Raw genomic sequence first — 22,925 nt, forward strand, 5'->3', positions numbered from 1 at the left:
GCACGTCACCGGGCGTGGACCGGACCACCGGGGGTAGGGGGAACAGCCGCTATCAGGCGCGACCCGGTGATCGCAGAGGCGACGATCGCAGCAGTGCCGGCGACCGGCAGCAGGGCGAGTGCGAACGCCGCGCTCGGACCGAAGGCGAACGAGAAGACGAGGAACGCCACCCAGGCGACGACGCCGACTCCGACCCACATCCACTGCATCCTGGTCGTCGCCGCACGGAGTGCTGTGGCTGTCGTGGGCCGCCCGTGGTGGATGACGTTCTCGGTCCACTGCCGCCCGTCCCACCACCGCTGGGTGCGTCGGTGCACGTCGTACCAACCCGGCGAGGCCGGCCCCCCACCGCTCATGAGGCGAACGACGGCTGGGGCCACGAAGGCAGAACCGTGGAAGAGAGGACGCCCGAGAGCACGGATGCGCGCGACTCCGAGTCGCCGCGCCCGATGAAGTACCCGATCACGTTCAGCAGCAGTCCGATGATGCCGATCGCCAGTCCCACCCACGCGACGGGCGTCGCGAAGCCGCCGATGATGGCGACGACGAGACCGGCGATGCCGACCACCCCGCCGATCGCGTTGAACAGATTCGAGGAGTACCACGCGTCCTGCGACGCTGCCGCATCCCGGAGCACACGCACCAGCCCGTCGATCGACTTCTCGAGTTCGTCGACCTGATCCTCGTGGTTGTCATACGCCGACAGGTAGTGCCGCGCCGCGTCGGAGTCCCACGCGTCGCTGCCGAGACCGCCCAGCCGCGCTGTCGTGCACTCCGCATCGACGCTGCTCTGCACACTGCGGATGCCCTCCACCAGTTTGTCCGCTTCGGCGCGCAGCACCGTGGGAAGACCCATCCGAGCGACCGCGTCGCGCATCGCATTGAGAATCTCCCGCATGATCCCGATGTTGGCGAGGAGTGCTGCCATCGCCGCGTGGTATGCGGCATCCTTCGCCCAGTCGGGCCAGGGGACGCCGAACGTCGAAAGGCCGTCGGCCCACTCGCGCGCCATGGCCGGCGCGCCGCGCTCGGCCCTGTCGAGCTCTCTGAGACCATCATCGATCACGTCGATGATCCATTGCCCCATCGCCTCCGGATGCATACCTCAAGCCCCCCTGATGTCGCGGCTGACCTCGTCTTCGGTCTTCTCGTAGATCTCTGCCACCTGCTCGAGCCGCGACCCCATGGCGCGGAAGAGCGCGCCGCCGTCGCGAACCTTCTGCCGCAGGTCGGCCGCCGCCGCGAGATATTCGTCGCGAAGGGCTTCGAACCCCGGCTGGTCCGAGAACGCCCAGTACTCGAAGGTGTCCGAGATGCTGTCGGCTCCCGTCGCGAGAGTCTCGCCCCAACCTCGCCAGAGTTCGGCGTCAGCCCTCAGAACTCCCGTGTCGACTGTGTACCCGTCACTCATCGCTACCCCCGTCGTCATAGCCCGCGCGTCGTGCGATCACCGTGTTCGCGGTCGTCTTCACGACGTCTGCGAATTCGACCGCGGTGGCGGACGCCCTCCACTCCGCATCGATCGTGACCGAGAACTGACCCAGCGCGTTGATCTCGACTGTCAGCTCCGGGAAGACGTGCCGCTCGGATGCACCGTCGGGCTCGGCGACCACGGCGTCGATCGCATCCTCAGCCGGCAGTCCGTCGCGCAACAGCTGCATGGCCCGGTGCGCTTTCGTCGAGACATCCGGCATCGCTGAGACACCCGCAAGCGCCAGAGCGGAATCCGTGGCGGAGGCGAGGGCGGTGGCGGCCGCGTTCATGTAGCCGCTCGGATCGACGGCGACCGAGGAGATGAGCCCGCGGGCGTCGGCCTCGATCTCGACGAGTGGGTCACGCTGAGCGACCTCGCGCGTCAATCGCGCCATCTCGGCTGAGAAGTCCGAGGCTATCTGACGGGATTGGATGCGGAGAGCGTCGATGCGCGCGGTCAGGTCATCTGAGGGAGTCATATGAGAAGCTCCAGGCTCGGGCCGTCAGGCGACCAGTTCGATGATGGTCGCTTCGGCATGGCGGTAGCTCGCGAGCGCGCGCTGCAGGACTCGTATCGCACCTGTCAGCTCGTCGAGAGTGTAGGTATGGTCCGCTTGCCACTGATCGTGCCGACTCTCATAGGCGTCTGCGGCTTCGCCGTCCCAGCCTGCGAGCATCAGCCGGGATGCGCTGTCGAGAGCGCCACCCTCGGCCTGCAGGTCGGAAAGCGCCCCGAGCAGGACATCGATCATGGTCTGGATCTGGTCGAAATCGACCTCGACTGCTACCCCCATGCCAGCACGATAACATCTTCCGCCCGCTGCACCCCAGCGCATCTTCTCCGGGCCCGCGAACGACGAAGGCCGCCGGGATCGCTCCCGACGGCCTTCGTGCGTGTCAGGCGGGTGCCCCGCCTGTCGAGGTCAGAACCAGCCGTTGATGAGATCCCACAGCCAGTCGATGATGCCGCCGATGATGCCGCCGATGCCGCCTGCGCGGTTGACGGTGACCGTAGCGGTCGCCTCGTCCCCGTCAGCCTGCGACACCGCGACCGTGTACTTGCCGGGCTGGGTGTTCTTCGGCACCGTCACGGAGGTGGAGAAGGTGCCGTCGGCCTTGACCTGGACGGTGCCGACCTCGACGGCCGATCCCTTCTTCGGTCGCAGCTCGACGGTCACGGTCTCGCCAGGCAGGTAGCCCTCACCTGTGACCACGAGCTTCTTGCCTGCGGCGACCTTCGACGAGCCGAGGTCGATCGAGCCTGCGAACTCCACCGGCTCCTCACCCGCGATCGTGAACGGCACCTGCACCGTGGTTCCCGTGCCGGCGACCGCCACGTCGAGCTGCTGCTCGCCGTAGATCCCTGAGGGCACCGTGAAGGTGAGTGTCGCACGCCCCGCCTCGTCGGTCGTGTCGACGATGGTCGGGTCGACCGCACCCGCTGTGAGCGGGGTGCCGCCGAGCGACAGCGTCACCTCACCCGGCGCCTGCTCCCCCGCGCTGAATGCCAGCGAAGAGAGAGCCACCGTCACCTGGTCACCGGCGCTGTAGCCGTCGGCATCCGGCGCGCTTACCGAGACACCCACCGCGCGCTGTGCGAGGTCGGGGGTCGCGGTCTTGTTCGCGTCGAACCAGTCGACCATCGACTGCAGGTCGATCTTGCCGGTGTCGCGCTTGCCCGCGCCCTCGCGGAAGGTGAAGAAGTTGTCTCCACCCGCCGCCAGGAACGAGTTCGCCGCGACCGTGTAGTTCGCCGTCGGGTCGATCGGCGAGCCGTTCAGCGTGATCGACGTGATCCGCGAGCCCTGCGCCGCAGCGGGGTCGTACGTGTAGACCAGCCCCTCCGAGACGCCGAGCTTGAGGAACGGACGAGCCGAACCGGCCGGCTGCCACTGCTCCTCGAGCACACCCTTGAGCTGCACACCGGTGAGTGTCAGCGTGACCAGCGTGTTGGCGAACGGCTGCACCGTCGCCGCCTCGCGGTACGTGACGTTGCCGTTCGGGTCGCTGGCGTTCGCCGAGGCGTACGTCAGGTTCGCTCGGATGCCACCGGGGTTCATCAGCGCGATGTCGGCGCCCGTGGACCACTTCTGCACGTCCGCGACGAAGTTGCCGATCGTGGACTCGCCACCGCGGTTCTCCGAGCCGTTGGTCTGACGAGCGCGGTTGAAGTCGGCGGTGATGTCTCCGACCTTGACCGCGCCGAGAACGTCAGCCTCCGCCTTCGCCTTCGCGACGATGTCGGCGACCTCCGGAACAGCCGGGTACAGCGCCTGTCCTCCGGAGGTCAGGGGCTTGATCTCGTTGGTGATCGAGATCAGGTCCTTCGTCTTCGGGTCGACCTGGATGTTCATCAGCCCGAGGTTCTCGCCGTACTGTCCGGCCGAGATGACCGGACGCCCGTCGATCACATGGTTGTACGCGAGGTGCGTGTGCGCAGACACGATGGCGTTCACGTCTTCGTCCACTCCGTAGACGATCTCGCCCAGGGGCGAGTCCGGCGTGATGCTCGACAGCTCGACGCTCGATGCGCCCTCGTGCACGAGCAGGATGACCACATCCGCCTCGCCGTTGGACGCGTCTCCGTCACGGAGGTCGTCTGCCACGGCGTTCACCGAGTCGACGATGCTGCGCACCTCGAGATCCGCGATGCCCTCCGGGGACACGAGCGAGTCGAGGTCTTCGGTGACTGCGCCGACGAAGCCGACGCGCACGCCGTCGAGCTCCTTCACCCAGGCCGGCGCGAGCGCGGGCTCGCCGGTCTCGGTGACGAAGACGTTCGACGAGATGTACTCCCAATCCGCGCGGTCCTGCACGCGGTCTCGCAGGTCTTCCCACCCCTGATCGAACTCGTGGTTGCCGGCAGCGCTGACATCGAGACCGGCCGCGTTGAGCGCGTCGATCGTCGGGTTGTCGTCGTTGATGAACGAGGTGAAGGTCGAGGCGCCGATCAGATCGCCGACACCGGCGAAGATCGTGTTCGGGTTCTCGGAACGGAACTGCTGCACTGCTCCTGCGACGACCGCCGCGCCTGCGGCAGCGCCGTCGGCCTCGATGCGTCCGTGGAAGTCGTTCATCGTGACGACGTCGATGCTCACCGGCGGGATCTCCGAGGAGACGCCGACGATGATCGGGTCGTGGTCGCTGGAGCGGAACGGCGTGCCCGCCTCAGTGGCGCCGAACGCGTAGCCGCGATCGCTCCACTCGGGAGAGTTGATGCTCCACACCCCCGCGCCCGTGATGGACTCGGCGAGAGACGGCGACGCGAGCACGTGGTCGAGCGAGCCGAGCTCGCCGTCGAACGAGTATGTGTGCTCGTCCGGTGCCTTCTCCCGTGCGACGTCGCTCCAGCCCTCGCTCGTGAAGACCTCGATGGGGTCTTCCTTCGCGTAGGCGTTGAAGTCGCCGATCAGCAGGATGTCGCTGCTTCCGGTGGTCTCCTCGATCTCCGTGGTGAAGCCCTTGAGCGAGTTCGCCTGCTTCACACGGTCGGCGTTGAAGAAGCCCTGGCCATCAGCCGGCTCGGCGCCACCGCCCTCCGGCGCCGACTTCGACTTGAAGTGGTTCGCCACCACCGTGACGACGCGGCCGTCGATGTCGAAGGCCTGCGCGATCGGCTCGCGGGCGTTGCCCCACACGGTCTCGTCCGTGACCGTGAGGCTCTCGCCGACGGTGCTGACCGCATCCTTCTTGTAGATGATCGCGCTGGTGATGAAGTCGGTCGTCGCCGAGTCGTTCAGCTCGTCGGGGGTGCGGACGTAGTCCCACTCCTCGCTGCCGAGCGCGTCGTTGAGTCCGTCGACCAGATCGGCGAGAGCCTCGTCGAGCGAGCCGCCGAGCTTGATCGAGTTCTCGATCTCCATCAGCGACACGATCTCGGCGTCGAGGCCGTTGATCGCCGCGACGATCTTCGACTTCTGGATCTCGAACTGGGCTGCGTTGGCCGCGCCCCTCGCGTTCGAGTTCTCGCTCTTGAGCGTCGTGAAGTAGTTGAAGACGTTGAACGATGCCACCTGAACGTCGCCGCCCACGGTCGGAGCCGAGTCGGTGCGAGGGTTCGTCGCCTCGAAACCGGCCTTCAGGTCGGCGGGAGACGTGCTGTCGATCGGCACGACCGGCTGCAGACGCCAGTCGTCGAAACCGTACTGGAGCACGTACCCGCTGTCGCTGAAGTCGACGGTGTCGCCGTTGCGGACGACGAGGTCCTCGGTGAAGTACGGCTGGTCGTTCGGGTGACCGTTGTTCGTCACCTGGATCGACCATCCGTCGTCGAGGAGGATGCGGTTCGCCCGGTTGGCTGCGGCGATAGCCGAGGCCTCGGAGCCGGGTCGCACGGTCTCGGTGCTCTTGACATTCAGGTCAGCGCCGGCGTTCAGCCAGAGCGTGCCGAAGTTGAAGAGCTGGTGGCTGGACGCGAGTCGGTAGGTGCCGGCCGGCGCCACATACATGTTCTCGTACTGCTCGCGGTCGGTGCCGACGGCGGAGTCGGGAAGAGGCGTGACCTCGGGCACCCCTGCTGCTGCCTGCACCACCGAGATGCCGGTCAGCGCCGCCGGGTTGAGCTGAGTCTGACCGAAGTACTCGCTGACGGTACCGGTGACCGAGACGAGGTCGCCGATCGCGAGCGTGGGAGCGAGGGCGTTCAGGAAGACGAAGACGCCGTCCGATGCCCCCGGTGTCGCGTCGTTCGCGCCGCCTGAGCCCTCGGTCTGGATGACGATGCCCTTGTAGCCACCGGTGCGGTAGTCGGCAGTGACGATGCCCTCGACCGTGACCGTCTGGCCGTTCAGCGGTGAGACATCGGCCGTGCCCTGCACGTCGGCGATGGACACCTCGGTCGGCTCGGGTTCGGGTTCAGGGTCGGGATCAGGATCGGGAACGGTGCCGGCGTTCTGCGGCGTGATGGTCGGCGACAGGCTGAAGTCGGCCTTGTTGTCGTCGGTGTCCTTGCCCCCGGTGCGGTTGAGCGATTTCACGTCGGTGTTGCCCGTGGGCGGCGTCGCCGCGGCGGTCTCGAACGTGTTCGACGTTCCGTAGCCGAGCACGTCGATGACACCGTCGACGCCGGTGACCGAGCCGGGGGTCAGTGTGATCGCCGCCGTGCCTTCGACGAGTGCGAGCGTGCCGTTCGTGCCGCTGGGGTTGAGGGTGCTCACGGCGTCGGCTGTGGGCAGCGCGGCGCCGTTGGCTCCGTTGCTGCCCGCCTGCACCAGATAGTGACCGCCCGCGGGGATGACACCGGTCAAGGGTGCGACACCGTTGGAGTTGCCTGTTCCCGTCGCGGACCGGTACTGCAGCGAGAGCCCGTCGAGGGTGACGGGCGCCGCCGTCGGGTTGTAGAGCTCGACGAACTTGTTCGTGAACGCGGCACCGGCGCTGCCTCCGGAGAGGTACGCCTCGTTGATCACGACCCCGGTTCCCGAGACGTCTGCGGCGGCTGGCGTGACGATCAGGGCGCTGGCGCCCAAAGCGGCGACGCAGGTGGCGGCGAGGACGCCGAGACGCCCCCGACTTCTGCGATCTGACCCGGGAACCTGGCGGTTCGCGGCGTCGGGAGCGGACATCATCTGTGTTGTCTCCTCGGGTGTGGTCTGGCGACGGCTCTCGTGAAACCGCGGCTGTGCGGCCTCTCAGCTCACGCACATGTGAGCGAGCATACGGAGGCCCTCCGACAACCTCAACGGAGTTTTCCGATTGGTAACCAAGCCCTCACCGAATGTCCGGAGGCGCCCCTGACGAAGGTGGAATATCGCGACGGAACGCGCTCAGATGCGCGCGCCGGGCCGCGCGCATGCGCGCGGTCATCCGCTCAGACGGCCCCGCCGGCCCCGCCGGCGGCAGCGTCTTCGAATTCCTCGACCTCGCGCTCCCACTGGTCCTTCGCGAGTCGATACCAGAGGTAGAACGCGAACCCGGCGAAGATCGCCCACTCCGCCGCATAGAAGATGTTGAGCCAGTTCACCGGCGACTGCTCGTCGGGCGCTGGAGAGGAGATGTCCGTGAGACCTGCGGTCGCCGTGATCGAGGCCAGGTACGGACGATAGACGTCGAGCTCGTCGATATCGTGCCAATGGCTGAGGAGCGCGGCGGTCGACATCCGGTCGATACGCTGCGGATCGTCCTTCGGCGGCACGGAGGGGCCCTCATCGGAGATGACACGTCCGACGATCGATGCGTCCGCGTCGCCCTCTTTCAGCTCCGCCACGGCCGCATCGGCGACTGCCCGGTCGGCGGTCCAGCCGATGGCCACCGCGATCGATGTGCGCTCGGCGACCCGCAGCTGACCGGTCACCCAGTAGCCTTCCGCGTCGTCGTTGAATCGGCTCGACACGATGAGGAAGTCGTCGGGGATCCAGGCCCCGGACGTCTCGACCTTCTGCCCGACCAGCGGCTCCGGCAGGTACTCTCCCGGCTCGACCACATCGGTCAACGGGCGCACCTGCTCGGTCGCGCCGGCAGGGGGCGGATCGGTCTCGATCGCCCGCTCGAGCTGCCATTGGCCGAGCCACGCGAAGACGCCGGCCACCACCAGGCACAGCACGAGCATCCCGATCCAGCGTCCCCGGAGCATGACCTCGCGGAGGGTCGGCGGGAACAGTGCGGGTGAAGTCACGGTGACGAGCGGTGCCTCAGGCCTCATACGGTGCGAGGACGACCTCGACCCGCTGGAACTCCTTGAGGTCGGAGTATCCGGTGGTGGCCATCGACTTGCGCAGCGCGCCGATCAGGTTCGCCGTGCCGTCGGCGACGGGTGCGGGGCCGTAGAGGATCTCCTCGAGGGTGCCGATGCCGCCGACCTCTACGCGGCGACCGCGCGGAAGCTTCGGGTGGTGCGCCTCGGGGCCCCAGTGGAAGCCGCGGCCAGGGGCGTCGGTGGCGCGAGCGAGCGCGACACCGAGCATGACGGCATCCGCTCCCATCGCGAGCGCCTTGACGATGTCGCCGGACGTGCCGACCCCGCCGTCGGCGATCACGTGCACGTAGCGTCCGCCCGACTCGTCGAGGTAGTCGCGACGAGCGGCCGCGACGTCGGAGACGGCCGTGGCCATCGGCGCGTGGATGCCGAGGGTGGCGCGGGTGGTCGATGCCGCTCCCCCGCCGAAGCCGACGAGCACGCCGGCAGCACCCGTGCGCATCAGGTGCAGCGCGGCCGTGTAGGTGGCTGCTCCGCCGACGATCACAGGCACGTCGAGGTCGTAGATGAACTTCTTGAGGTTCAGCGGCTCGTCGACGCTCGACACATGCTCGGCCGAGACCGTCGTGCCGCGGATGACGAACAGATCGACGCCGGCAGCGGCGACGGTGTCGTAGAACTCCTGCGTGCGCTGCGGGGTCAGGGAGCCTGCGACGGTCACGCCGGCCTCGCGGATCTCGGCGAGGCGCTGCGTGATGAGCGCGGGCTTGATCGGCTCGGCGTAGAGCTCCTGCATGCGCACCGTCGCCTGACCCTCGTCGAGGCCGGCGATCTCGGCGAGCAGCGGCTCGGGGTTCTCGTAGCGGGTCCAGAGGCCCTCGAGGTCGAGCACACCCAGGCCGCCGAGCTGCCCCAGCATGATCGCCGTCTGCGGACTCACGACGGAGTCCATCGGGGCGCCCAGCACCGGGATGCCGAAGCCGAATGCGTCGATCGTCCAGGCGGTCGACACATCCTCCGGGTTGCGCGTGCGCCTCGACGGCACCACCGCGATGTCGTCGAACGTGTACGCGCGTCGCGCGCGCTTGCCTCGGCCGAGCTCGATCTCCATGGTCACCACTCCAGACTACCGGGCGCGCACGATGACACCGACGGCTGGAAGACTGAGAAGGAGCTCGGGAGGCAATATGTCGGATTCGGTGGAGGTCGCCGTCGTCGGCGCCGGCGTGATGGGCCTCGCGACCGCGTGGGAGCTCGCGCGGCGCGGTCTGAAGCCCGTCGTGTTCGAGCGATTCGCGCGCGGACACCACCAGGGCGCATCGCACGGTGCGACACGCAACTTCAACAACGCCTACGACGAAGAGCACTACCTCGACCTGCTCGTCCGCGCGCGGGAGGGGTGGGATGCCCTCGGGCGGGTCGACGGCGAGCCGCTGCTGCGTCTCCACGGCCTCGTGACCCACGGCGACGTCGACGCCACCGCGATCGAGAAGCGTCTGATCGAGCGGGGAATCCACGCCGAGATCCTGACGGCCGGCGACGCATCGTCGCGCTGGTCGGGCATGCGGTTCGAAGAGGCCGTGCTGTTCTCCCGCGACGCGGGCGTAGCCCGAGCGTCCGCTGCGCTGGGCGAGTTCGAGCGGCGCATCGTGGCGGCAGGGGGCGAGGTGCGCTGGGAGACACCGGTCACACGGATCGCGGAGACGGACGCCGGCGTCGACCTCGTGCTCGCCGACAGGCGGATCCAGGCGGATGTCGCGATCGTCACGGTGGGCGCCTGGACCGAGCGGATGCTGCCGGGCGTCCGCCTGCCTCGACTGGAGGTCACCGAGGAGTTCCCCGCGCACTTCCTGCCCAGGGACGGATCAGCCTGGCCCTCCTTCAATCACTACGTCGATGCCGACCGCTATCCGGCCACGGTGTACGGCATGCCGACACCGGGCGAGGGCGTCAAAGTCGGTTTCCACCGCGTCGGCGATGTCATCGATCCGGATGCCCGCCCGCACGCGGTCACACACGCGCACGCTCTCGCCGACTATGTACGCGAGTGGATGCCCGGCCTCGACCCGGCATCTGCGGTGCCCGTCAGCTGCACCTACACCTCGACCGCCGACAGTGCCTTCGTTCTCGATCGGCGGGGACGCATCGTCATCGGCGCAGGCTTCTCCGGGCACGGATTCAAGTTCGCGCCGGGCGTGGGTGCCGCTCTCGCCGACCTGGCGCTCGATCCGACAGCTCTTGCGGCCTCGCCGTTCCGTCTGCCCTGACTCAGCGCGCTCGCGCCACGCGCCGCTCATCCCACACCGGCGCATCGGACTCGTAGACCTCGCCGTCCGAACCGAACACGAGGAACCGGTCGAAGGATCGCGCGAACCAGCGATCGTGGGTGACCGCGAGCACGGTGCCCTCGAAACGCTGCAGCGCGTCTTCGAGCGCCTCGGCCGACTCGATGTCGAGGTTGTCGGTGGGCTCGTCGAGCAGCAGCAGCGTCGCGCCCGAGAGTTCGAGCAGCAGCACCTGGAAGCGCGCCTGCTGCCCGCCGGAGAGCGATTCGAACGTCTGCTGCGCCTGGCGAACGAGGCCGTAGCGGTCGAGGGCCGAGCTCGCGGCGTCCCTCGGCATCCCCGCCCGCCGTTCGTCGCCTCTGTGCAGGATCTCGAGCAGAGTCCGGCCGACGAATTCCGGATGAGCGTGCGTCTGAGCGAACAGCCCCGGCACGACGCGCGCGCCGAGCGTGGCGCGCCCGCTGTGATCGACTGGCGGGAGCTGCTCGCCCGTGGAGGTCACATGGCCCAGCGTCGGATCGGGGTCGCTGCCCCCGCGGGCGAGGAGGCGCAGGAAGTGCGACTTGCCCGAGCCGTTCGACCCCAGCACCGCCACCCGGTCGCCGTACCAGACCTCGGCGTCGAACGGCCGCATCAGACCGGTGAGCTCGAGCTTCTGAGCGACCACCGCGCGCTTGCCCGTGCGCGCTCCTCGCAGCCGCATGTCGAAGTCCTGGGCCGGTGGCCGCTCCTCCGGCGGGCCCGCCTCCTCGAACTTGCGCAGACGGGTCTGCGCCGCCTGATATCGCGAGGCGAATCCGTCGTTCGCCGATGCCTTCACCTTGAGGTTCGCGACGAGGACGCGCAGCTTCTCGTGCTGTTCGTCCCAGCGACGACGAAGCTCGTCGAGTCTGTCCATGCGGTCGCTGCGGGCCTGGTGGTAGGTGGCGAAGCCGCCGCCGTGCACCCACGCCGAGGCCCCGGCACCGCCGGGTTCGAGAGTGATCAGGCGGTCGACTGCCCGCGCCAGCAGCTCACGATCATGCGACACGAGCAGCACCGTCTTCGGAGTCTGCCGGAGCTGCTCCTCGAGCCAGCGCTTCGTCGGCACGTCGAGGTAGTTGTCCGGCTCGTCGAGCAGCAGCACCTCGTCCGGGCCCCGCAGGAGCGCCTCCAGAGCGAGACGCTTCTGCTCGCCGCCGGACAGCGTCGTGAGGTCGCGGAACCGCGCTCGCTCGTAGGGGACGCCGAGCGCCGCGACGGTGCACTGATCCCACACGGTCTCGTGCTCGTACCCGCCGGCATCCGCGTACTCCGCGATCGCCGTCGCGTAGGCCATCTGGGTGTCGTGCTCGTCTCGCTCGATCAGCGCGTCCTCCGCTGCCTCGAGGGCTTCCGCAGCCTGGCGGATGCGCCGGGGAGCCACTCGCACGAGCAGCTCGTGAACGGTCTCGCCGGTCGCGCCGTGTCCCACGAACTGATCCATCACGCCGAGCCCGCCGTCGATCGTCACGACCCCGGCATCCGCGGACTGATCGCCGCGGATGATGCGGAGCAGCGTCGTCTTGCCCGCGCCGTTGGGTCCGATGAGCGCGCTCGTCGAGCCCGCTCCGACGCGGAACGTCGTCTCGTCCAACAGCGGTCTGCCGTCAGGAAGGGTCAGCGAGACCCCTGCAACATCTATGTATCCCACCGTGCGTGGCCGTCCTTCCGCCCGCATGGCGAGCCGACCAGGCTATCAGCAATCGGGGTGGCGACCGATCACGTGCGACGGCCCACCACCTGGATCGCCTCGGTGCGCGGCGCCGCCGGGAGAAGCATCCGGAACTCGGTGCCGACGCCCTCCCTGCTCGTCACATCCATGGTGCCGCCGTGGGCGAGCACGATCGCTCTCGTGATCGTCAGGCCCAGTCCGACGCCGGGCACCGCGTTCCGGGTCGCGGTCGATGCGCGGAAGAACCGGGTGAACAGCATCCCCTGCTCGTCTTCGGGGATCCCCACACCGGTGTCGCGGACCGCGAGCTCGACGGCTCCGTCGAGCTGACGCAGACTCGCGGTCACCCGCCCTCCCGCCGCGGTGAACTTGATCGCGTTCGACAGCAGATTGTCGAGCGCCTGACCGATGCGTCCAGAGTCGACGGTCATCAGCACCGGACCCGTCGGGATCTCGGCGAGCATCTCGATGCCCTCGCGCTGCGCGTGCGGACCCGAAGACGCGACAGCGCTGCGCACCAGCTCGGCGACGTCGGCCTCTCGGCGTTCGAGAGGGAATCGACCGGATTCGACCTGAGCGGTGAACAGCAGGTCGCCGACGAGATTCAGCAGCCGTTGCGCATTGCGCTCGATGATGTCGACGAACTCCTGCTGATCCGTGGTGAGGGGCTGGGCCGGATCGTTCTGCAGAAGGTCGAGGAATCCGATGATCGCGCTGAGCGGAGTGCGGAGCTCGTGCGAGATCATCCCGACGAACTCGTCCTTCATGCGGGCGACCTCGACCGCCCGCGTCTCATCGGTGATCACCAGCAGATACCCGTGCCGCGAACCGTCGGAGTCCTGATACGGCGTGACCGTGACGCGGGCGGGAACCGTCGACCCACCCACCCTGGCCACGTCGATGTGCGAATCCACCGGCAGCCCGGCGTCGGCGTCGTCGAACAGCGCGCGCATGCCGGGGTGAAGACCGTCGTCGACGCCTTCGCTCGCGTTCGTCACGAACTGGGCGAGCGCGTGCGACGGGAAGAACCGGTCGACCTGCACCGCGGCGAGCGCATCGGGCACCGCCATGCCGAGAAGCCGCACAGCGCCAGGATTCCATGCCGTGATCACACCGCAGTTGTCGGTCGCGATGACGGCCTGTCCGGTGATCGAGTTCCACAGGCTCGTGAAGGACTCGGAGAGCGCACGGTACTGCTGCTCGCTCGCCTTCAGCTGCTCGAGCATCGCCTCGTTGGCCGCCAGCGCGGCGGTCCGCTCGACGACGTGCGCCTCGGCCTGGGTCGTGCGCTGCCGCTGCAGGCGCGAGAGCTCGTTGACGATGGCACCGACGGTCGCGAACACCAGCGGACCGATCACGCCGCGCAGCCAGTCGGCGGCCTCCTCGGGCGGATCGATGAGGTTCGGCATGATCAGAGCGATCGACGAGAAGACCCCGACGATGACGACCTGTCTGCGCCCCGGCGCGGCGGCGATCCAGACCACGGGCAGGAGGACGAAAGAAGAGAAGAGCGATGCCGGGCCGCCGGTGCCCGCTCTGATCGCACCCAATCCGAGGATGTCGACGATCGGGATGAGCATCACGACCCAGCCCTCGTACACGCCGCGAACCGAGAGCACCGCGGCGAAGGCCGTCGCCGCAGCGATGGTGGCGAGGCCGAAGATCGCGACCGCCGTGTCCGTCACCGGGATGCCCGGAATGGTCCACATGAGCACGGCCGCGACCGCGACGGCGATCGCGGTCGGCCCCTGCTTCATCAGCGGGGTCGGGTTGTCGAAGAATCGGCGCCAGCTGAGTTCCATGGACTGCTGCACCGTGTTGGTCGGAGTCATCGCGTCACTTCTCGCAGGAGCGCTCGCAGTTCCGCACCGATGATCGGCTTGGGGAGTGCGGCATCCGCGTCGGGGTAGTCGGCGACGTCGAGAACCGAGCTCACGATGAGGAAGCAGTCGGGGAAGCGGGTCTTGATGAGACGCGCCATCTCCGTGCCGCTGATGCCGGGGAGCAGCAGGTCGAGCACGGCGACGGCAGGAGAGATCGTCCCGAACGCGGCGATCGCCGATTCGGCATCCGCTGTGGCGAACACGTCGAAGCCCTCGCGGTCGAGGTAGCGCTTCAGCAGCGCCGTCTGATCTGCGCTGTCCTCGACCACGAGGGCCAGCGGCCGCCCGGTCATCGCAGGAACAGCTCTCGCACGATCACGATGACGACGACGATGCCCAGGGCGAGGAGCGCCTGCGGGATCAGGAGCTTCTCGCGACGGGCGTCGGCGGCGAGCTCCTCCTCCTCGGCGCTTCTCGAAGGTGCGTCGGTCATGAGTCGACCCGTCCGATCTTCTCGGTCTTGATCCATGCGGCGTCGGCGTGACGCCACTCTTTGATGTACGAATCCACGGTGATGGCGCAGAGAAGCGAGCCGTACCCGCAGATGTAGAGCAGAAGGCCGGCGAAGAAGCGGCCTGCCGGCAGCGGCTCGACGGCACGGGCGAGCCAGACTCCGAGCATCGAGATCGGCCCCCAGAGGTAGAAGACCACCGCCCACATGAATCTGGTCTCGTCGGTCAGCGCGAGTCCGAGGTCGCTCAGACCAGACTCGAACAGCCAGGGGAACAGCGCGATCGCCATCAGGATGAGGGCCCCGAGCCCGGGGAACATCAGTGCCTCGCGCCAGGATTGGCGTCCGATCCGACCGTCGAGCTGCACCGCGTAGAGCATCGAGAACAGATAGATGCAGGCAGCGGAGATCCACATGAAGCGGAAGACGAACTCGGCGATGTCGCTGTGCAGGACGAGCAGCACGAGCAGCGCCGTGGCAGCGAGGATCATGAGCGCCGGCAGCAGCAGGATCGTGAACCAGGCGAGACCGAACGCGACGCTGCCCAGGTTGTGCACGCGGCTGGGCCGGAACCACAGATGGCGGTAGATCGAGGTCAGCTGCACATTGCCCCTGGCCCATCGCAGGCGCTGCTTCCAGAGGCTGTCGATGGTGCGGGGCTCCTCGGCGAGAACGACCGCGTGGGGCTCGAACACCATCCGACGGCCGGCCAGCTGGCCCTCGAAGGTCGTCATGGTGTCCTCGGCGAGCGTGCCGGTCGGGATCCGACCGCCGATGGCTTCGAGGTTCGCCCGCGAATGCAGCTGTGCGCCCCCGGCCAGGCATGCGATCGCTCCCCCGACGTTCTGGGTGCGTCGCGCCGAGAGCTGGCCGATGACGTACTCGATGGCGATGAACCGGGTCAGGTAGTTGCGGTCGCGACTGCCCTCGGCGATGTAGGCGGTGACGGCCCCGACCTTCTGATCGGCCAGGTGCCGGCTCATCTTCCGCAGGGAATCCCGCGCGAAGATCACGTCGGCGTCCATGATCAGGACCGCCTCGGTCCACTCGTCGGCGAGCACGATGTCGAGTCCGTGATTGAGCGTGTGGGCCTTGCCTTCGCCGCCCTTGTCTCGGCGCAGGTGCACGACCCGTCCGGGGAATGCGGCGGCCTTCGCCGCGACCACCTCGGGGGTGTCATCGGTCGATGCGTCGTCGATCACGAAGATGCGCACTCGATCGGCCGGATACTCGAGCTGCGTGAGGCGTTCGATCGCCTGCCCGAGCACGAGCCCCTCGTTCCACGCCGGGATCAGCACGGCGATGCGGGGGTGGTACGGGGCCGCCTTGCCGTAGTGGTTGCGGAACGCATGGAGCGGCAGGGTGAGGAACTGCAGGCCCGTGTTGATGACCGGCAGCGTTCCCACCAGCACGCACAGCAGCAGGAAGACGACGATGACGGTCTCGACCCAGTTCAGCTCGGACATCAGCGAACGCTCCATCCGTCGAGGATCTCGGCGACCCGCGAGTATCGTCCGACATCGGAGGCCACATGGCTGTCGGTCGACGCCACGATCTCGGCGCCCGCGTCGTGCAGTGCGTCGAGAAGCGGGATGCCGGGGCAGCCCCATTTCTCGTTCACCTCGACGATCGTGTCGGTCTCGGCGGCCGTCTTCGCCCAGGCCGAGACGCGATCGACACCGAGGTCGTCCTCGGACAGTCCGATCTTCGGCAGGATCGAGAAGCAGTGCGCCAGCTGGTTCCCCGGATGGCGACGCATGGCCGAGATCAGCGCGGACACCAGCTGATCGAGCGCGTCCTCCGCGGCCCAGCCTCCCTCGATCCGCTCTCGGACCGCGCTCGGACCGAGCGGTCCGTCGATTCCGGGGAACTGATGGTCGGCGATCAGGATGCGGTCGATCCCCGTGGGCAGCTCGGGGATGTCGAGATCGCCTGACGCATCGAGGATCTTCGCCTCGACACCGGTCAGCACGGTGAGACCGTCCGGCACCTGCACAGCCCGCACCGCGGCGAGGTAGTCGGGCACCCACGGCGTCGACCGCCGCACATGGTCGACGAGGCGCACTGTCGTGAGTCCTGCCGCCGAGGCCGCCGCGACGTTCTCGGCGAGGGTCGAGACCGCGTCGTCCGAGAACGTCGAGTGCACGTGGTGATCGCCTCGGAGCAGAGCGCGGGTCACAGTTCCTCCTGATGCCCCGCGTGTGCCGAGACGAGGACCTCGTCGACCTCGAGGATCACGTCCTCGAGGAATCGCACCGAGGCGACCTCTCGGAACGCGATCGTCGACGGGATCTCGCGGCCGAGGAAGAGGTCGGCGACGAGCGAGGGGATGTCGACCCCTGCGGCGATCGTGAGCGGAAGAGCACCGGGGAACCGCGGATTGACCTCGAGGAGCACGGCTCGGCCCGCTCGGTCACGCCGGAGTTGGACGTTGGCGACGCCCACGAGGCCGATGGCGCGCGCTATCGACGCAGCCGCGCTCTCGAGCTCGTCGTCGTGCACCGTGCGTCCGGCGATCGCGACACCGGAGTCGACCCTGGCACGGGTCCGGGGCACGGCCGCCACCACGGAGCCGGAGGCATCTGCGATCACGTCGACCGAGTACTCCTCGCCGGGGAGGAAGTCCTGCACGATGAGTCCCTCGTCCTCGGGCAGAGCGTCGAGCGCAGCCCTGTCGGGGACGAGTCGCACACCACGGCTGCCCGCACCCTGACGGGGCTTGGCGAAGACCGGGAACTCCCAGTCGACCGCCTGAGCATCGGGGCCTGCGAGGACGGTGCGCGGGGTGAGTCCCGTCCCCTCGCAGCGCTCGGCGAGCAGCAGCTTGTCGAGGGCGACCGAGAGCGTGTCCTGAGAAGGCGCCGCGAGCACTGCCGGGGCCAGCTCGTCGCGCCGGCCGGCGAGGGCGATGAGTTCCACGTCGACCGTCGAGATCACTAGATCGAGCCGATCCTCCTCGACCATGCGGGCGATGGTCGAGACGAAGTCCTCATCGCGCCCCGGCGGCACGAGACGTCGGTGCGTGGGCGGGACGAGGTAGATGCCGCTGGCCCAGCCGTCCATGTCGGCGGCGAAGACCTCGAGATCCGAACGGCGGAGGAGCGAGCGGATCACGGCCACGCCGGCGGGACCTCCGGCGCCTGTCACCAGTACGCGCGCAGCCATCAGCTCTCCCGTCGTGTGAGTTCGTGGGCGCCGATGAACTCAGCGGTCTCGCGAACGACCTCGAGGGGCTCCACCGCGGCTCCGCCTCCGAATCGCGACCAGTACCGAGCGGTGGCGGTCACGAAGTCGGGCTCGAGATAGTCGCGCGTCGCCGTCTGAGAGCCGAAGCACTCGAGCAGTCGCAGCTTCTGGGCGATGTACTGATCGATCCGCACGAACCGCGTCGGGCGGAAGTCGATGGTGGCCGAGGGGCTCTGGTAGCAGGCGACCGTGCCGACTCTGCGGGTCGCGGCGATCGTCGCCTCGCTCACGGCACGGTGATCCTGATGACGGTCGTTCGACGAGTGGGTGTAGACGATGGTGGGCTGCACCTCCTGCACGACCTCCTCGATCAACCGCACTGTGGCGCCGCCGCCGGAGATCTCGGTGTCGACGAGATCTTTGACGAACAGCCGCGCGCCGAGTATCTCGGCCGATGCGAGCGACTCGTGCTGCCTGCTGTCGGCGTCTCCGCCGCGAGCACCGCGCGAGAGGGTCAGGATGGTGATCGAGTCGCCGGCCTGGGCGTGCGCCGCGAGGATGCCGCCGACGCCGATCTCGACATCGTCGGGGTGCGCGCCGATCGCGAGCACGACCTCCCTGCTGCGGCCGGCCTCGCGTCGCGTTCGGCCCTCCGCCGCGAGCCGCTGGACGGCCTCGACGAGCTTCAGGTTGTCGAGCGGCTTCGTGAGGAACTCGTCGGCCTGCGCGCGCAGGGCGGAGACCGCGTACTCGACCGAGACGTGCGCGGTCATGACGATCACAGGCAGCAGCGGGTCGTTGCGACGCAGCTCGGCCAGCAGCTCGAGGCCGTCGAGACCCGGCATCTCGATATCGGTGACGACCACGTCAGGGGTGAAGGTCTCGAGTCGCTCGACGGCGGAGTGTCCGTCGTGCGCGACCGAGACCTCGCAGCCGGCCCGCCTCTCGAGCACGGTCTTCACGAGCAGGGCGACGTCAGGGTCGTCATCGACGACGAGGACGCGGGGAGCATCCTGGGGCATATCTGCGGCTCTCATTGGGGAAGTCCCCTTGCCGATCAGCGTCCGGCATGTCACTCCCTGCGCCCTTCGCGCGGAGAGCTCGAGGGGAAGTCGAGCGGGTGTCTCTAAATACTGGCATATCAATAGACCGCGACGACCGCGCAGCACGACAGAGGGCCGGATGCTTTCGCATCCGGCCCTCTGTCTGTTCGTTCTCAGCGCTTGTAGTTCGGCGCCTCGACCACGATCTGCACGTCGTGCGGGTGCGACTCCTTGAGTCCGGCCGACGTGATGCGCACGAACTTGCCGCGCTGCTTGAGCTCTTCGATGGTGCGAGCGCCGACGTAGAACATCGACTGGCGCAGTCCGCCGACGAGCTGGTAGGCGACGGCCCCGACCGGACCGCGATACGGCACCTGACCCTCGATGCCTTCGGGGATCAGCTTGTCGTCGCTCGGCACATCGGCCTGGAAGTAGCGGTCCTTCGAATACGAGGTCTGCTTGCCACGGGTCTGCATGGCACCGAGCGAGCCCATGCCGCGGTACTGCTTGAACTGCTTGCCCGACTGGAACACGATCTCACCCGGCGACTCGTCCGTGCCTGCGAGCAGCGATCCCAGCATCACGGCGTCAGCGCCGGCGACGAGCGCCTTGGCGATGTCACCCGAGTACTGCAGCCCGCCGTCGGCGATGACCGGCACTCCGGCAGGACGCGCGGCGAGCGACGCCTCGTACACAGCCGTGACCTGGGGCACCCCGACTCCGGCGACGACGCGGGTGGTGCAGATCGAGCCGGGTCCGACGCCGACCTTGACGGCGTCGACGCCTGCATCGACGAGCGCCTGGGCGCCTTCGCGCGTGGCCACGTTGCCGCCGATCACGTCGATGTGCGCGAAGCTCTCGTCGGCCTTGAGCCGCTTGACGAGGTCGATCACACCCTGAGACTGGCCGTTGGCCGTGTCGACCACGAGGACGTCGACGCCGGCGTCGCGCAGCGCTTCCGCACGCTCCCAGGCGTCACCGAAGAAACCGATGGCCGCGCCGACGCGCAGACGACCCTGGTCGTCCTTCGTGGCCAGCGGGTACTTCTCGCTCTTGTCGAAGTCCTTGATGGTGATGAGGCCGGCGAGCTTGCCGTCCTCGTCGATGAGCGGCAGCTTCTCGACACGGTGGTGCGCGAAGAGCGCGATGACCTCACCCGCGGCCACGCCCACCGGTGCGGTGACGAGGCCCTCAGACGTCATGACGTCTTTCACGAAGGTGGTCTGGCGCTCGAAGCCCGACACGAAGCGCATGTCGCGGTTGGTGATGATGCCGACGAGGCGCCCGTCGGGGTCGACGACCGGAAGACCTGAGATGCGGTATTTGGCGCAGAGCGCGTCGACCTCTTCGACGGTCGCGTCAGGCGACGTCGTGATCGGGTCGGTGATCATGCCCGACTCGCTGCGCTTGACGCGGTCGACATGCGCGGCCTGGTCGGCGATGGAGAGATTGCGGTGCAGGATGCCGATGCCGCCCTCTCGCGCCATGGCGATGGCCATCCGAGATTCGGTGACGGTGTCCATCGCGCTGGAGAGCAGCGGTGTCGCGACCGAGATCCGGCGGGTGATCCGCGACGAGGTGTCGGCCTCGCTGGGGATGACGTCGGTGTGCCCCGGGAGGAGCAGCACGTCGTCGTACGTGAGTCCGACGAAGCCGAAGGGGTCGTGCTGGTCCATGGATTGTCCTCCTGCGGGCGCGATCTGGGGCGAGGGTGTACCAATTCTAAGCGCCGGGAGGCTGAGGAAATTCCCGGCCCTCGCGTCGCCCTGCGCAGGAGGACGCGCCGAGACGAGCCGGATTCGCAACTTCGTGATGGGATCGTTCTCACTGTGAGCAGATCGTGCCTTGGTTGAAACAGAGCCGACACATTACGCTCATACCGTCGTACATCAGGGCCGATGCACAACTCCGTCATGGCCTGTGTACTCGGCTGGAGGTTCTGTGCGTCCGACGATCTCGGCGAATCGAAGCGGAATGCGGTGGGTCATCATCCTGCTCGCGTCGCTCCTCGCCATCGCTTTCCTGTGGTTGCAGCCTCCTGCAGCCGCCTCCGCCGAAGAGACGGACGACGGCCAGGAGATCACCGACTTCTACTTCGCCGGCGTGATCACCTTCGACGACGACCCTGTCGAAGGCGTCGTCATGACGATCGAGGGCGGCGGCTTCGAGGGCGAGACCGAGACCGACGCAGAGGGCAAGTGGCGGCTGTACGTGCCGGAGAAGGACACCTACACGCTCACCGTCGACGAGGAGACACTCCCCGACGGCGTGATCGTCGACGCGGCGCAGCTGCCCGAGGGCACTCAGCCGATCGCCGGCACGACGGCGTCGTTCGAGGTCGAGTTCGGTCTGACCGGCACCAAGATCCTGAACCTCTTCCTCGGTGAGGGCGAGAGGATGACGACGTCCTTCATCGATCAGCTTCTCTCGCGACTCGTGGGCGGTCTGAACTTCGGTCTGCTGCTCGCACTGGCCTCCATGGGCGCCGCGCTCATCTACGGCACCACCCGGCTCTCGAACTTCGCGCACGCCGAGATGGTCACCTGGGGCGGTCTGGTCGCCCTCGTGACGACGAGCTTCTGGCATCTGCCTCTGTGGCTCGGGATCATCGCGGCGGTGGTCGGCGGCGGTCTCTTCGGCTGGGCGCTGGATGCCGGCATCTGGCGTCCGCTGCGAAGACGAGGACTAGGCGTCGTGCAGCTGATGATCGTCAGCATCGGCCTCTCCCTCGCCCTGCGCTACGCCTTCCAGTACATGATCGGCGGCGGCACGCGCCAGCTTCCCGGTGCCAGTCCCGAGCCGTTCCGGTTCGGGCCGATCTCGCTGTCGTACATCGACCTGATCGGCATCGTCGTCAGCATTGTCGTGATCCTCGGTGTCGCGTTCTTCCTGACACGCACCCGCATCGGCAAGGCCACCAGGGCCATCTCCGACAACCCGCAGCTCGCTGCGGCATCGGGGATCGACGTCGACAAGGTCGTCCGCTACGTCTGGATCCTGTCCGGCACCCTCGCGGCGATCTCCGGCATCCTCTGGGCGTACTTCCGCCCCGGTGTGAAGTGGGACATGGGCATGCAGATGCTGCTGCTCATCTTCGCCGCCATCACCCTCGGCGGCCTGGGCACCGCGTTCGGCGCGCTCGTCGGCTCGCTCATCGTGGGCATCGCGGTCGAGGTCTCCACCCTCTGGATCCCCTCGGATCTGAAGTATGCGAGCGCCCTGGTCGTGCTCATCGTGATCCTCCTCGTCAGACCGCAGGGCCTGCTGGGACGCAGGGAAAGGTTGGGCTGATCGCCATGGACTTCGGAAGCATCTTCTCGAACACAGCCGCCTATCTGTTCAGCCCGGTCACCCTGGCCTACGCACTGGCGGCGACCGGCCTGGCCGTGCACTTCGGATACGCGGGACTCCTCAACTTCGGCATGGCGGCCTTCATGGCCATCGGCGGGTACGGCTACGCCATCTCCGTCCTCACCTTCGGTCTCCCCTGGTGGATCGGCATGCTGATCGGCCTGCTCGGCGGCGCGCTCTTCGCGGTCCTCCTCGGCATCCCGACGCTGCGGCTGCGAGCCGACTACCTCGCCATCGCGACGATCGCGGCGGGTGAGATCGTTCGACTCCTCTTCACCACGCAGATCTTCGACGAGTACACCAACTCGGCCGACGGCCTCGCGCAGTTCAACGGCGGATTCCGCGATGCGAACCCCTTCCCGCCGGGAACCTACGGGTTCGGACCGTGGACCTACAGTGCGAACGACCTGTGGAACCGCGTGTTCGGACTCCTCGTCCTGGTCGTCGCGATCCTCCTGGTCTGGTCGCTCATGCGCAGCCCGTGGGGGCGCGTGCTCAAGGGCATCCGTGAAGACGAGGACGCTGTGCGCTCGCTCGGCAAGAACGTCTTCGCCTACAAGATGCAGGCGCTCGTGGTCGGTGGCGTCATCGGCGCAGCCGGAGGGATCGTATTCGTCCTCCCGTCGGCCGTCGTCCCCGGCAGCTACACGACCTCGCTCACGTTCTTCCTCTGGACCGCTCTGCTGCTCGGTGGAGCAGCCACGGTGTTCGGCCCGACGCTCGGCGCGATCCTCTTCTGGGTCGTGTTCGCGTTCATGGCGAACCTGCTGCCGTCCATGGCGAAGGCGGGAATCCTGCCGATGTCCGACAGCCAGGCCTCGACCCTGGTGTTCATCTTCGTCGGCATCGCCCTGATGCTGCTCGTGATCTTCCGACCTCAGGGCATCCTCGGAGACAAGAGGGAGATGACCTTTGTCAAATGAACT

The 22,925-nt window shown here is 67.8% G+C and carries 20 protein-coding genes; 3 read left to right on the top strand and 17 right to left on the bottom strand.

Features of this window, described 5'->3' with window-relative positions; genetic code table 11:
* Positions 1 to 5: 5 nt before the first annotated feature.
* The 8 genes from ACIP5T_RS07070 to ACIP5T_RS07105 all read right to left on the bottom strand — a co-directional run bounded on the left by ACIP5T_RS07070 (position 6) and on the right by ACIP5T_RS07105 (position 9,218).
* Positions 6 to 356, bottom strand: a complete 351-nt coding sequence (locus tag ACIP5T_RS07070) for a DUF2510 domain-containing protein (RefSeq protein WP_400861835.1) — start codon at positions 354 to 356, stop codon at positions 6 to 8.
* Positions 353 to 1,066: a hypothetical protein gene (locus ACIP5T_RS07075; RefSeq protein ID WP_400861836.1), complete on the bottom strand. Its 714-nt coding sequence runs from the start codon at positions 1,064 to 1,066 to the stop codon at positions 353 to 355. The genes ACIP5T_RS07070 and ACIP5T_RS07075 overlap by 4 nt, the downstream gene beginning before the upstream one ends.
* Before the next feature lie 39 nt (positions 1,067 to 1,105).
* Entirely contained in the window at positions 1,106 to 1,411 is a 306-nt protein-coding gene (locus ACIP5T_RS07080) for a hypothetical protein (RefSeq protein WP_400861838.1), read from the bottom strand.
* On the bottom strand, positions 1,404 to 1,952 hold the full coding sequence (locus ACIP5T_RS07085; protein WP_400861840.1) for a hypothetical protein: 549 nt from the start codon (positions 1,950 to 1,952) through the stop codon (positions 1,404 to 1,406). Before ACIP5T_RS07085 ends, ACIP5T_RS07080 begins: the two co-directional genes overlap by 8 nt.
* Positions 1,953 to 1,976: 24 nt before the next feature.
* Positions 1,977 to 2,267, bottom strand: a complete 291-nt coding sequence (locus ACIP5T_RS07090; protein WP_400861841.1) for a WXG100 family type VII secretion target — start codon at positions 2,265 to 2,267, stop codon at positions 1,977 to 1,979.
* Between the two features lie 129 nt (positions 2,268 to 2,396).
* On the bottom strand, positions 2,397 to 7,040 hold the full coding sequence (locus tag ACIP5T_RS07095) for an ExeM/NucH family extracellular endonuclease (protein WP_400861843.1): 4,644 nt from the start codon (positions 7,038 to 7,040) through the stop codon (positions 2,397 to 2,399).
* A 242-nt stretch (positions 7,041 to 7,282) separates the two neighbouring features.
* A complete protein-coding gene (locus tag ACIP5T_RS07100; RefSeq protein ID WP_400864658.1) occupies positions 7,283 to 8,044 on the bottom strand; it encodes an SURF1 family protein in 762 nt (253 codons plus the stop codon).
* 58 nt (positions 8,045 to 8,102) lie between these two features.
* Complete coding sequence (locus ACIP5T_RS07105) at positions 8,103 to 9,218, bottom strand: GuaB3 family IMP dehydrogenase-related protein (protein ID WP_056309199.1); 1,116 nt, start codon at positions 9,216 to 9,218, stop codon at positions 8,103 to 8,105.
* Positions 9,219 to 9,294: 76 nt separating this feature from the next.
* Between ACIP5T_RS07105 and ACIP5T_RS07110 the strand changes: the two genes are divergently transcribed.
* Entirely contained in the window at positions 9,295 to 10,374 is a 1,080-nt protein-coding gene (locus ACIP5T_RS07110; RefSeq protein WP_400861845.1) for an FAD-dependent oxidoreductase, read from the top strand.
* A 1-nt stretch (position 10,375) separates the two neighbouring features.
* On the opposite strand, the gene ACIP5T_RS07115 is transcribed toward ACIP5T_RS07110, so the two are convergent.
* The 9 genes from ACIP5T_RS07115 to guaB all read right to left on the bottom strand — a co-directional run bounded on the left by ACIP5T_RS07115 (position 10,376) and on the right by guaB (position 20,324).
* The gene (locus ACIP5T_RS07115; RefSeq protein WP_400861847.1) at positions 10,376 to 12,064 is read right to left on the bottom strand and encodes an ABC-F family ATP-binding cassette domain-containing protein; all 1,689 of its coding nucleotides are present in this window, start codon (positions 12,062 to 12,064) and stop codon (positions 10,376 to 10,378) included.
* Between the two features lie 68 nt (positions 12,065 to 12,132).
* On the bottom strand, positions 12,133 to 13,917 hold the full coding sequence (locus tag ACIP5T_RS07120) for a sensor histidine kinase (protein WP_400861849.1): 1,785 nt from the start codon (positions 13,915 to 13,917) through the stop codon (positions 12,133 to 12,135).
* Complete coding sequence (locus ACIP5T_RS07125) at positions 13,914 to 14,261, bottom strand: response regulator transcription factor (protein ID WP_400861851.1); 348 nt, start codon at positions 14,259 to 14,261, stop codon at positions 13,914 to 13,916. Before ACIP5T_RS07125 ends, ACIP5T_RS07120 begins: the two co-directional genes overlap by 4 nt.
* Entirely contained in the window at positions 14,258 to 14,401 is a 144-nt protein-coding gene (locus ACIP5T_RS07130; RefSeq protein WP_400861852.1) for a hypothetical protein, read from the bottom strand. The genes ACIP5T_RS07125 and ACIP5T_RS07130 overlap by 4 nt, the downstream gene beginning before the upstream one ends.
* On the bottom strand, positions 14,398 to 15,885 hold the full coding sequence (locus ACIP5T_RS07135) for a glycosyltransferase (RefSeq protein ID WP_400861854.1): 1,488 nt from the start codon (positions 15,883 to 15,885) through the stop codon (positions 14,398 to 14,400). Before ACIP5T_RS07135 ends, ACIP5T_RS07130 begins: the two co-directional genes overlap by 4 nt.
* Complete coding sequence (locus tag ACIP5T_RS07140) at positions 15,885 to 16,598, bottom strand: PHP domain-containing protein (RefSeq protein ID WP_400861855.1); 714 nt, start codon at positions 16,596 to 16,598, stop codon at positions 15,885 to 15,887. The genes ACIP5T_RS07135 and ACIP5T_RS07140 overlap by 1 nt, the downstream gene beginning before the upstream one ends.
* Positions 16,595 to 17,584, bottom strand: a complete 990-nt coding sequence (locus ACIP5T_RS07145) for an ATP-grasp domain-containing protein (RefSeq protein ID WP_400861857.1) — start codon at positions 17,582 to 17,584, stop codon at positions 16,595 to 16,597. The genes ACIP5T_RS07140 and ACIP5T_RS07145 overlap by 4 nt, the downstream gene beginning before the upstream one ends.
* Positions 17,584 to 18,627: a response regulator gene (locus ACIP5T_RS07150; RefSeq protein ID WP_400864662.1), complete on the bottom strand. Its 1,044-nt coding sequence runs from the start codon at positions 18,625 to 18,627 to the stop codon at positions 17,584 to 17,586. Before ACIP5T_RS07150 ends, ACIP5T_RS07145 begins: the two co-directional genes overlap by 1 nt.
* A 194-nt stretch (positions 18,628 to 18,821) precedes the next feature.
* On the bottom strand, positions 18,822 to 20,324 hold the full coding sequence (gene guaB, locus ACIP5T_RS07155) for an IMP dehydrogenase (RefSeq protein WP_400861859.1): 1,503 nt from the start codon (positions 20,322 to 20,324) through the stop codon (positions 18,822 to 18,824).
* 298 nt (positions 20,325 to 20,622) lie between these two features.
* On the opposite strand from guaB, the gene ACIP5T_RS07160 reads away from it, so the two are divergent.
* Entirely contained in the window at positions 20,623 to 21,939 is a 1,317-nt protein-coding gene (locus ACIP5T_RS07160) for a branched-chain amino acid ABC transporter permease (RefSeq protein ID WP_400861861.1), read from the top strand.
* 5 nt (positions 21,940 to 21,944) lie between these two features.
* Positions 21,945 to 22,922 carry a branched-chain amino acid ABC transporter permease gene (locus tag ACIP5T_RS07165; RefSeq protein WP_400861864.1) on the top strand — a complete coding sequence of 326 codons (978 nt, stop codon included), beginning with the start codon at positions 21,945 to 21,947 and terminating at the stop codon, positions 22,920 to 22,922.
* The last annotated feature ends 3 nt before the right edge of the window (positions 22,923 to 22,925 follow it).

It is taken from the genome of Microbacterium sp. NPDC088619 (assembly GCF_044752825.1).
GTDB lineage: Bacteria > Actinomycetota > Actinomycetes > Actinomycetales > Microbacteriaceae > Microbacterium.

Excerpts from the sequence above, each read along its gene's own strand:
- ACIP5T_RS07070 (WP_400861835.1), bottom strand. The coding sequence starts at position 356 with ATGAGCGGTGGGGGGCCGGCCTCGCCGGGTTGGTACGACGTGCACCGA.
- ACIP5T_RS07120 (WP_400861849.1), bottom strand. The coding sequence starts at position 13,917 with ATGACTCCGACCAACACGGTGCAGCAGTCCATGGAACTCAGCTGGCGC.
- ACIP5T_RS07100 (WP_400864658.1), bottom strand. The coding sequence starts at position 8,044 with ATGCTCCGGGGACGCTGGATCGGGATGCTCGTGCTGTGCCTGGTGGTG.
- ACIP5T_RS07085 (WP_400861840.1), bottom strand. The coding sequence starts at position 1,952 with ATGACTCCCTCAGATGACCTGACCGCGCGCATCGACGCTCTCCGCATC.
- ACIP5T_RS07080 (WP_400861838.1), bottom strand. The coding sequence starts at position 1,411 with ATGAGTGACGGGTACACAGTCGACACGGGAGTTCTGAGGGCTGACGCC.
- ACIP5T_RS07105 (WP_056309199.1), bottom strand. The coding sequence starts at position 9,218 with ATGGAGATCGAGCTCGGCCGAGGCAAGCGCGCGCGACGCGCGTACACG.
- ACIP5T_RS07165 (WP_400861864.1), top strand. The coding sequence starts at position 21,945 with ATGGACTTCGGAAGCATCTTCTCGAACACAGCCGCCTATCTGTTCAGC.
- ACIP5T_RS07090 (WP_400861841.1), bottom strand. The coding sequence starts at position 2,267 with ATGGGGGTAGCAGTCGAGGTCGATTTCGACCAGATCCAGACCATGATC.
- guaB (WP_400861859.1), bottom strand. The coding sequence starts at position 20,324 with ATGGACCAGCACGACCCCTTCGGCTTCGTCGGACTCACGTACGACGAC.
- ACIP5T_RS07095 (WP_400861843.1), bottom strand. The coding sequence starts at position 7,040 with ATGATGTCCGCTCCCGACGCCGCGAACCGCCAGGTTCCCGGGTCAGAT.
- ACIP5T_RS07150 (WP_400864662.1), bottom strand. The coding sequence starts at position 18,627 with ATGCCCCAGGATGCTCCCCGCGTCCTCGTCGTCGATGACGACCCTGAC.
- ACIP5T_RS07135 (WP_400861854.1), bottom strand. The coding sequence starts at position 15,885 with ATGTCCGAGCTGAACTGGGTCGAGACCGTCATCGTCGTCTTCCTGCTG.
- ACIP5T_RS07130 (WP_400861852.1), bottom strand. The coding sequence starts at position 14,401 with ATGACCGACGCACCTTCGAGAAGCGCCGAGGAGGAGGAGCTCGCCGCC.
- ACIP5T_RS07125 (WP_400861851.1), bottom strand. The coding sequence starts at position 14,261 with ATGACCGGGCGGCCGCTGGCCCTCGTGGTCGAGGACAGCGCAGATCAG.
- ACIP5T_RS07110 (WP_400861845.1), top strand. The coding sequence starts at position 9,295 with ATGTCGGATTCGGTGGAGGTCGCCGTCGTCGGCGCCGGCGTGATGGGC.
- ACIP5T_RS07160 (WP_400861861.1), top strand. The coding sequence starts at position 20,623 with ATGCGGTGGGTCATCATCCTGCTCGCGTCGCTCCTCGCCATCGCTTTC.
- ACIP5T_RS07145 (WP_400861857.1), bottom strand. The coding sequence starts at position 17,584 with ATGGCTGCGCGCGTACTGGTGACAGGCGCCGGAGGTCCCGCCGGCGTG.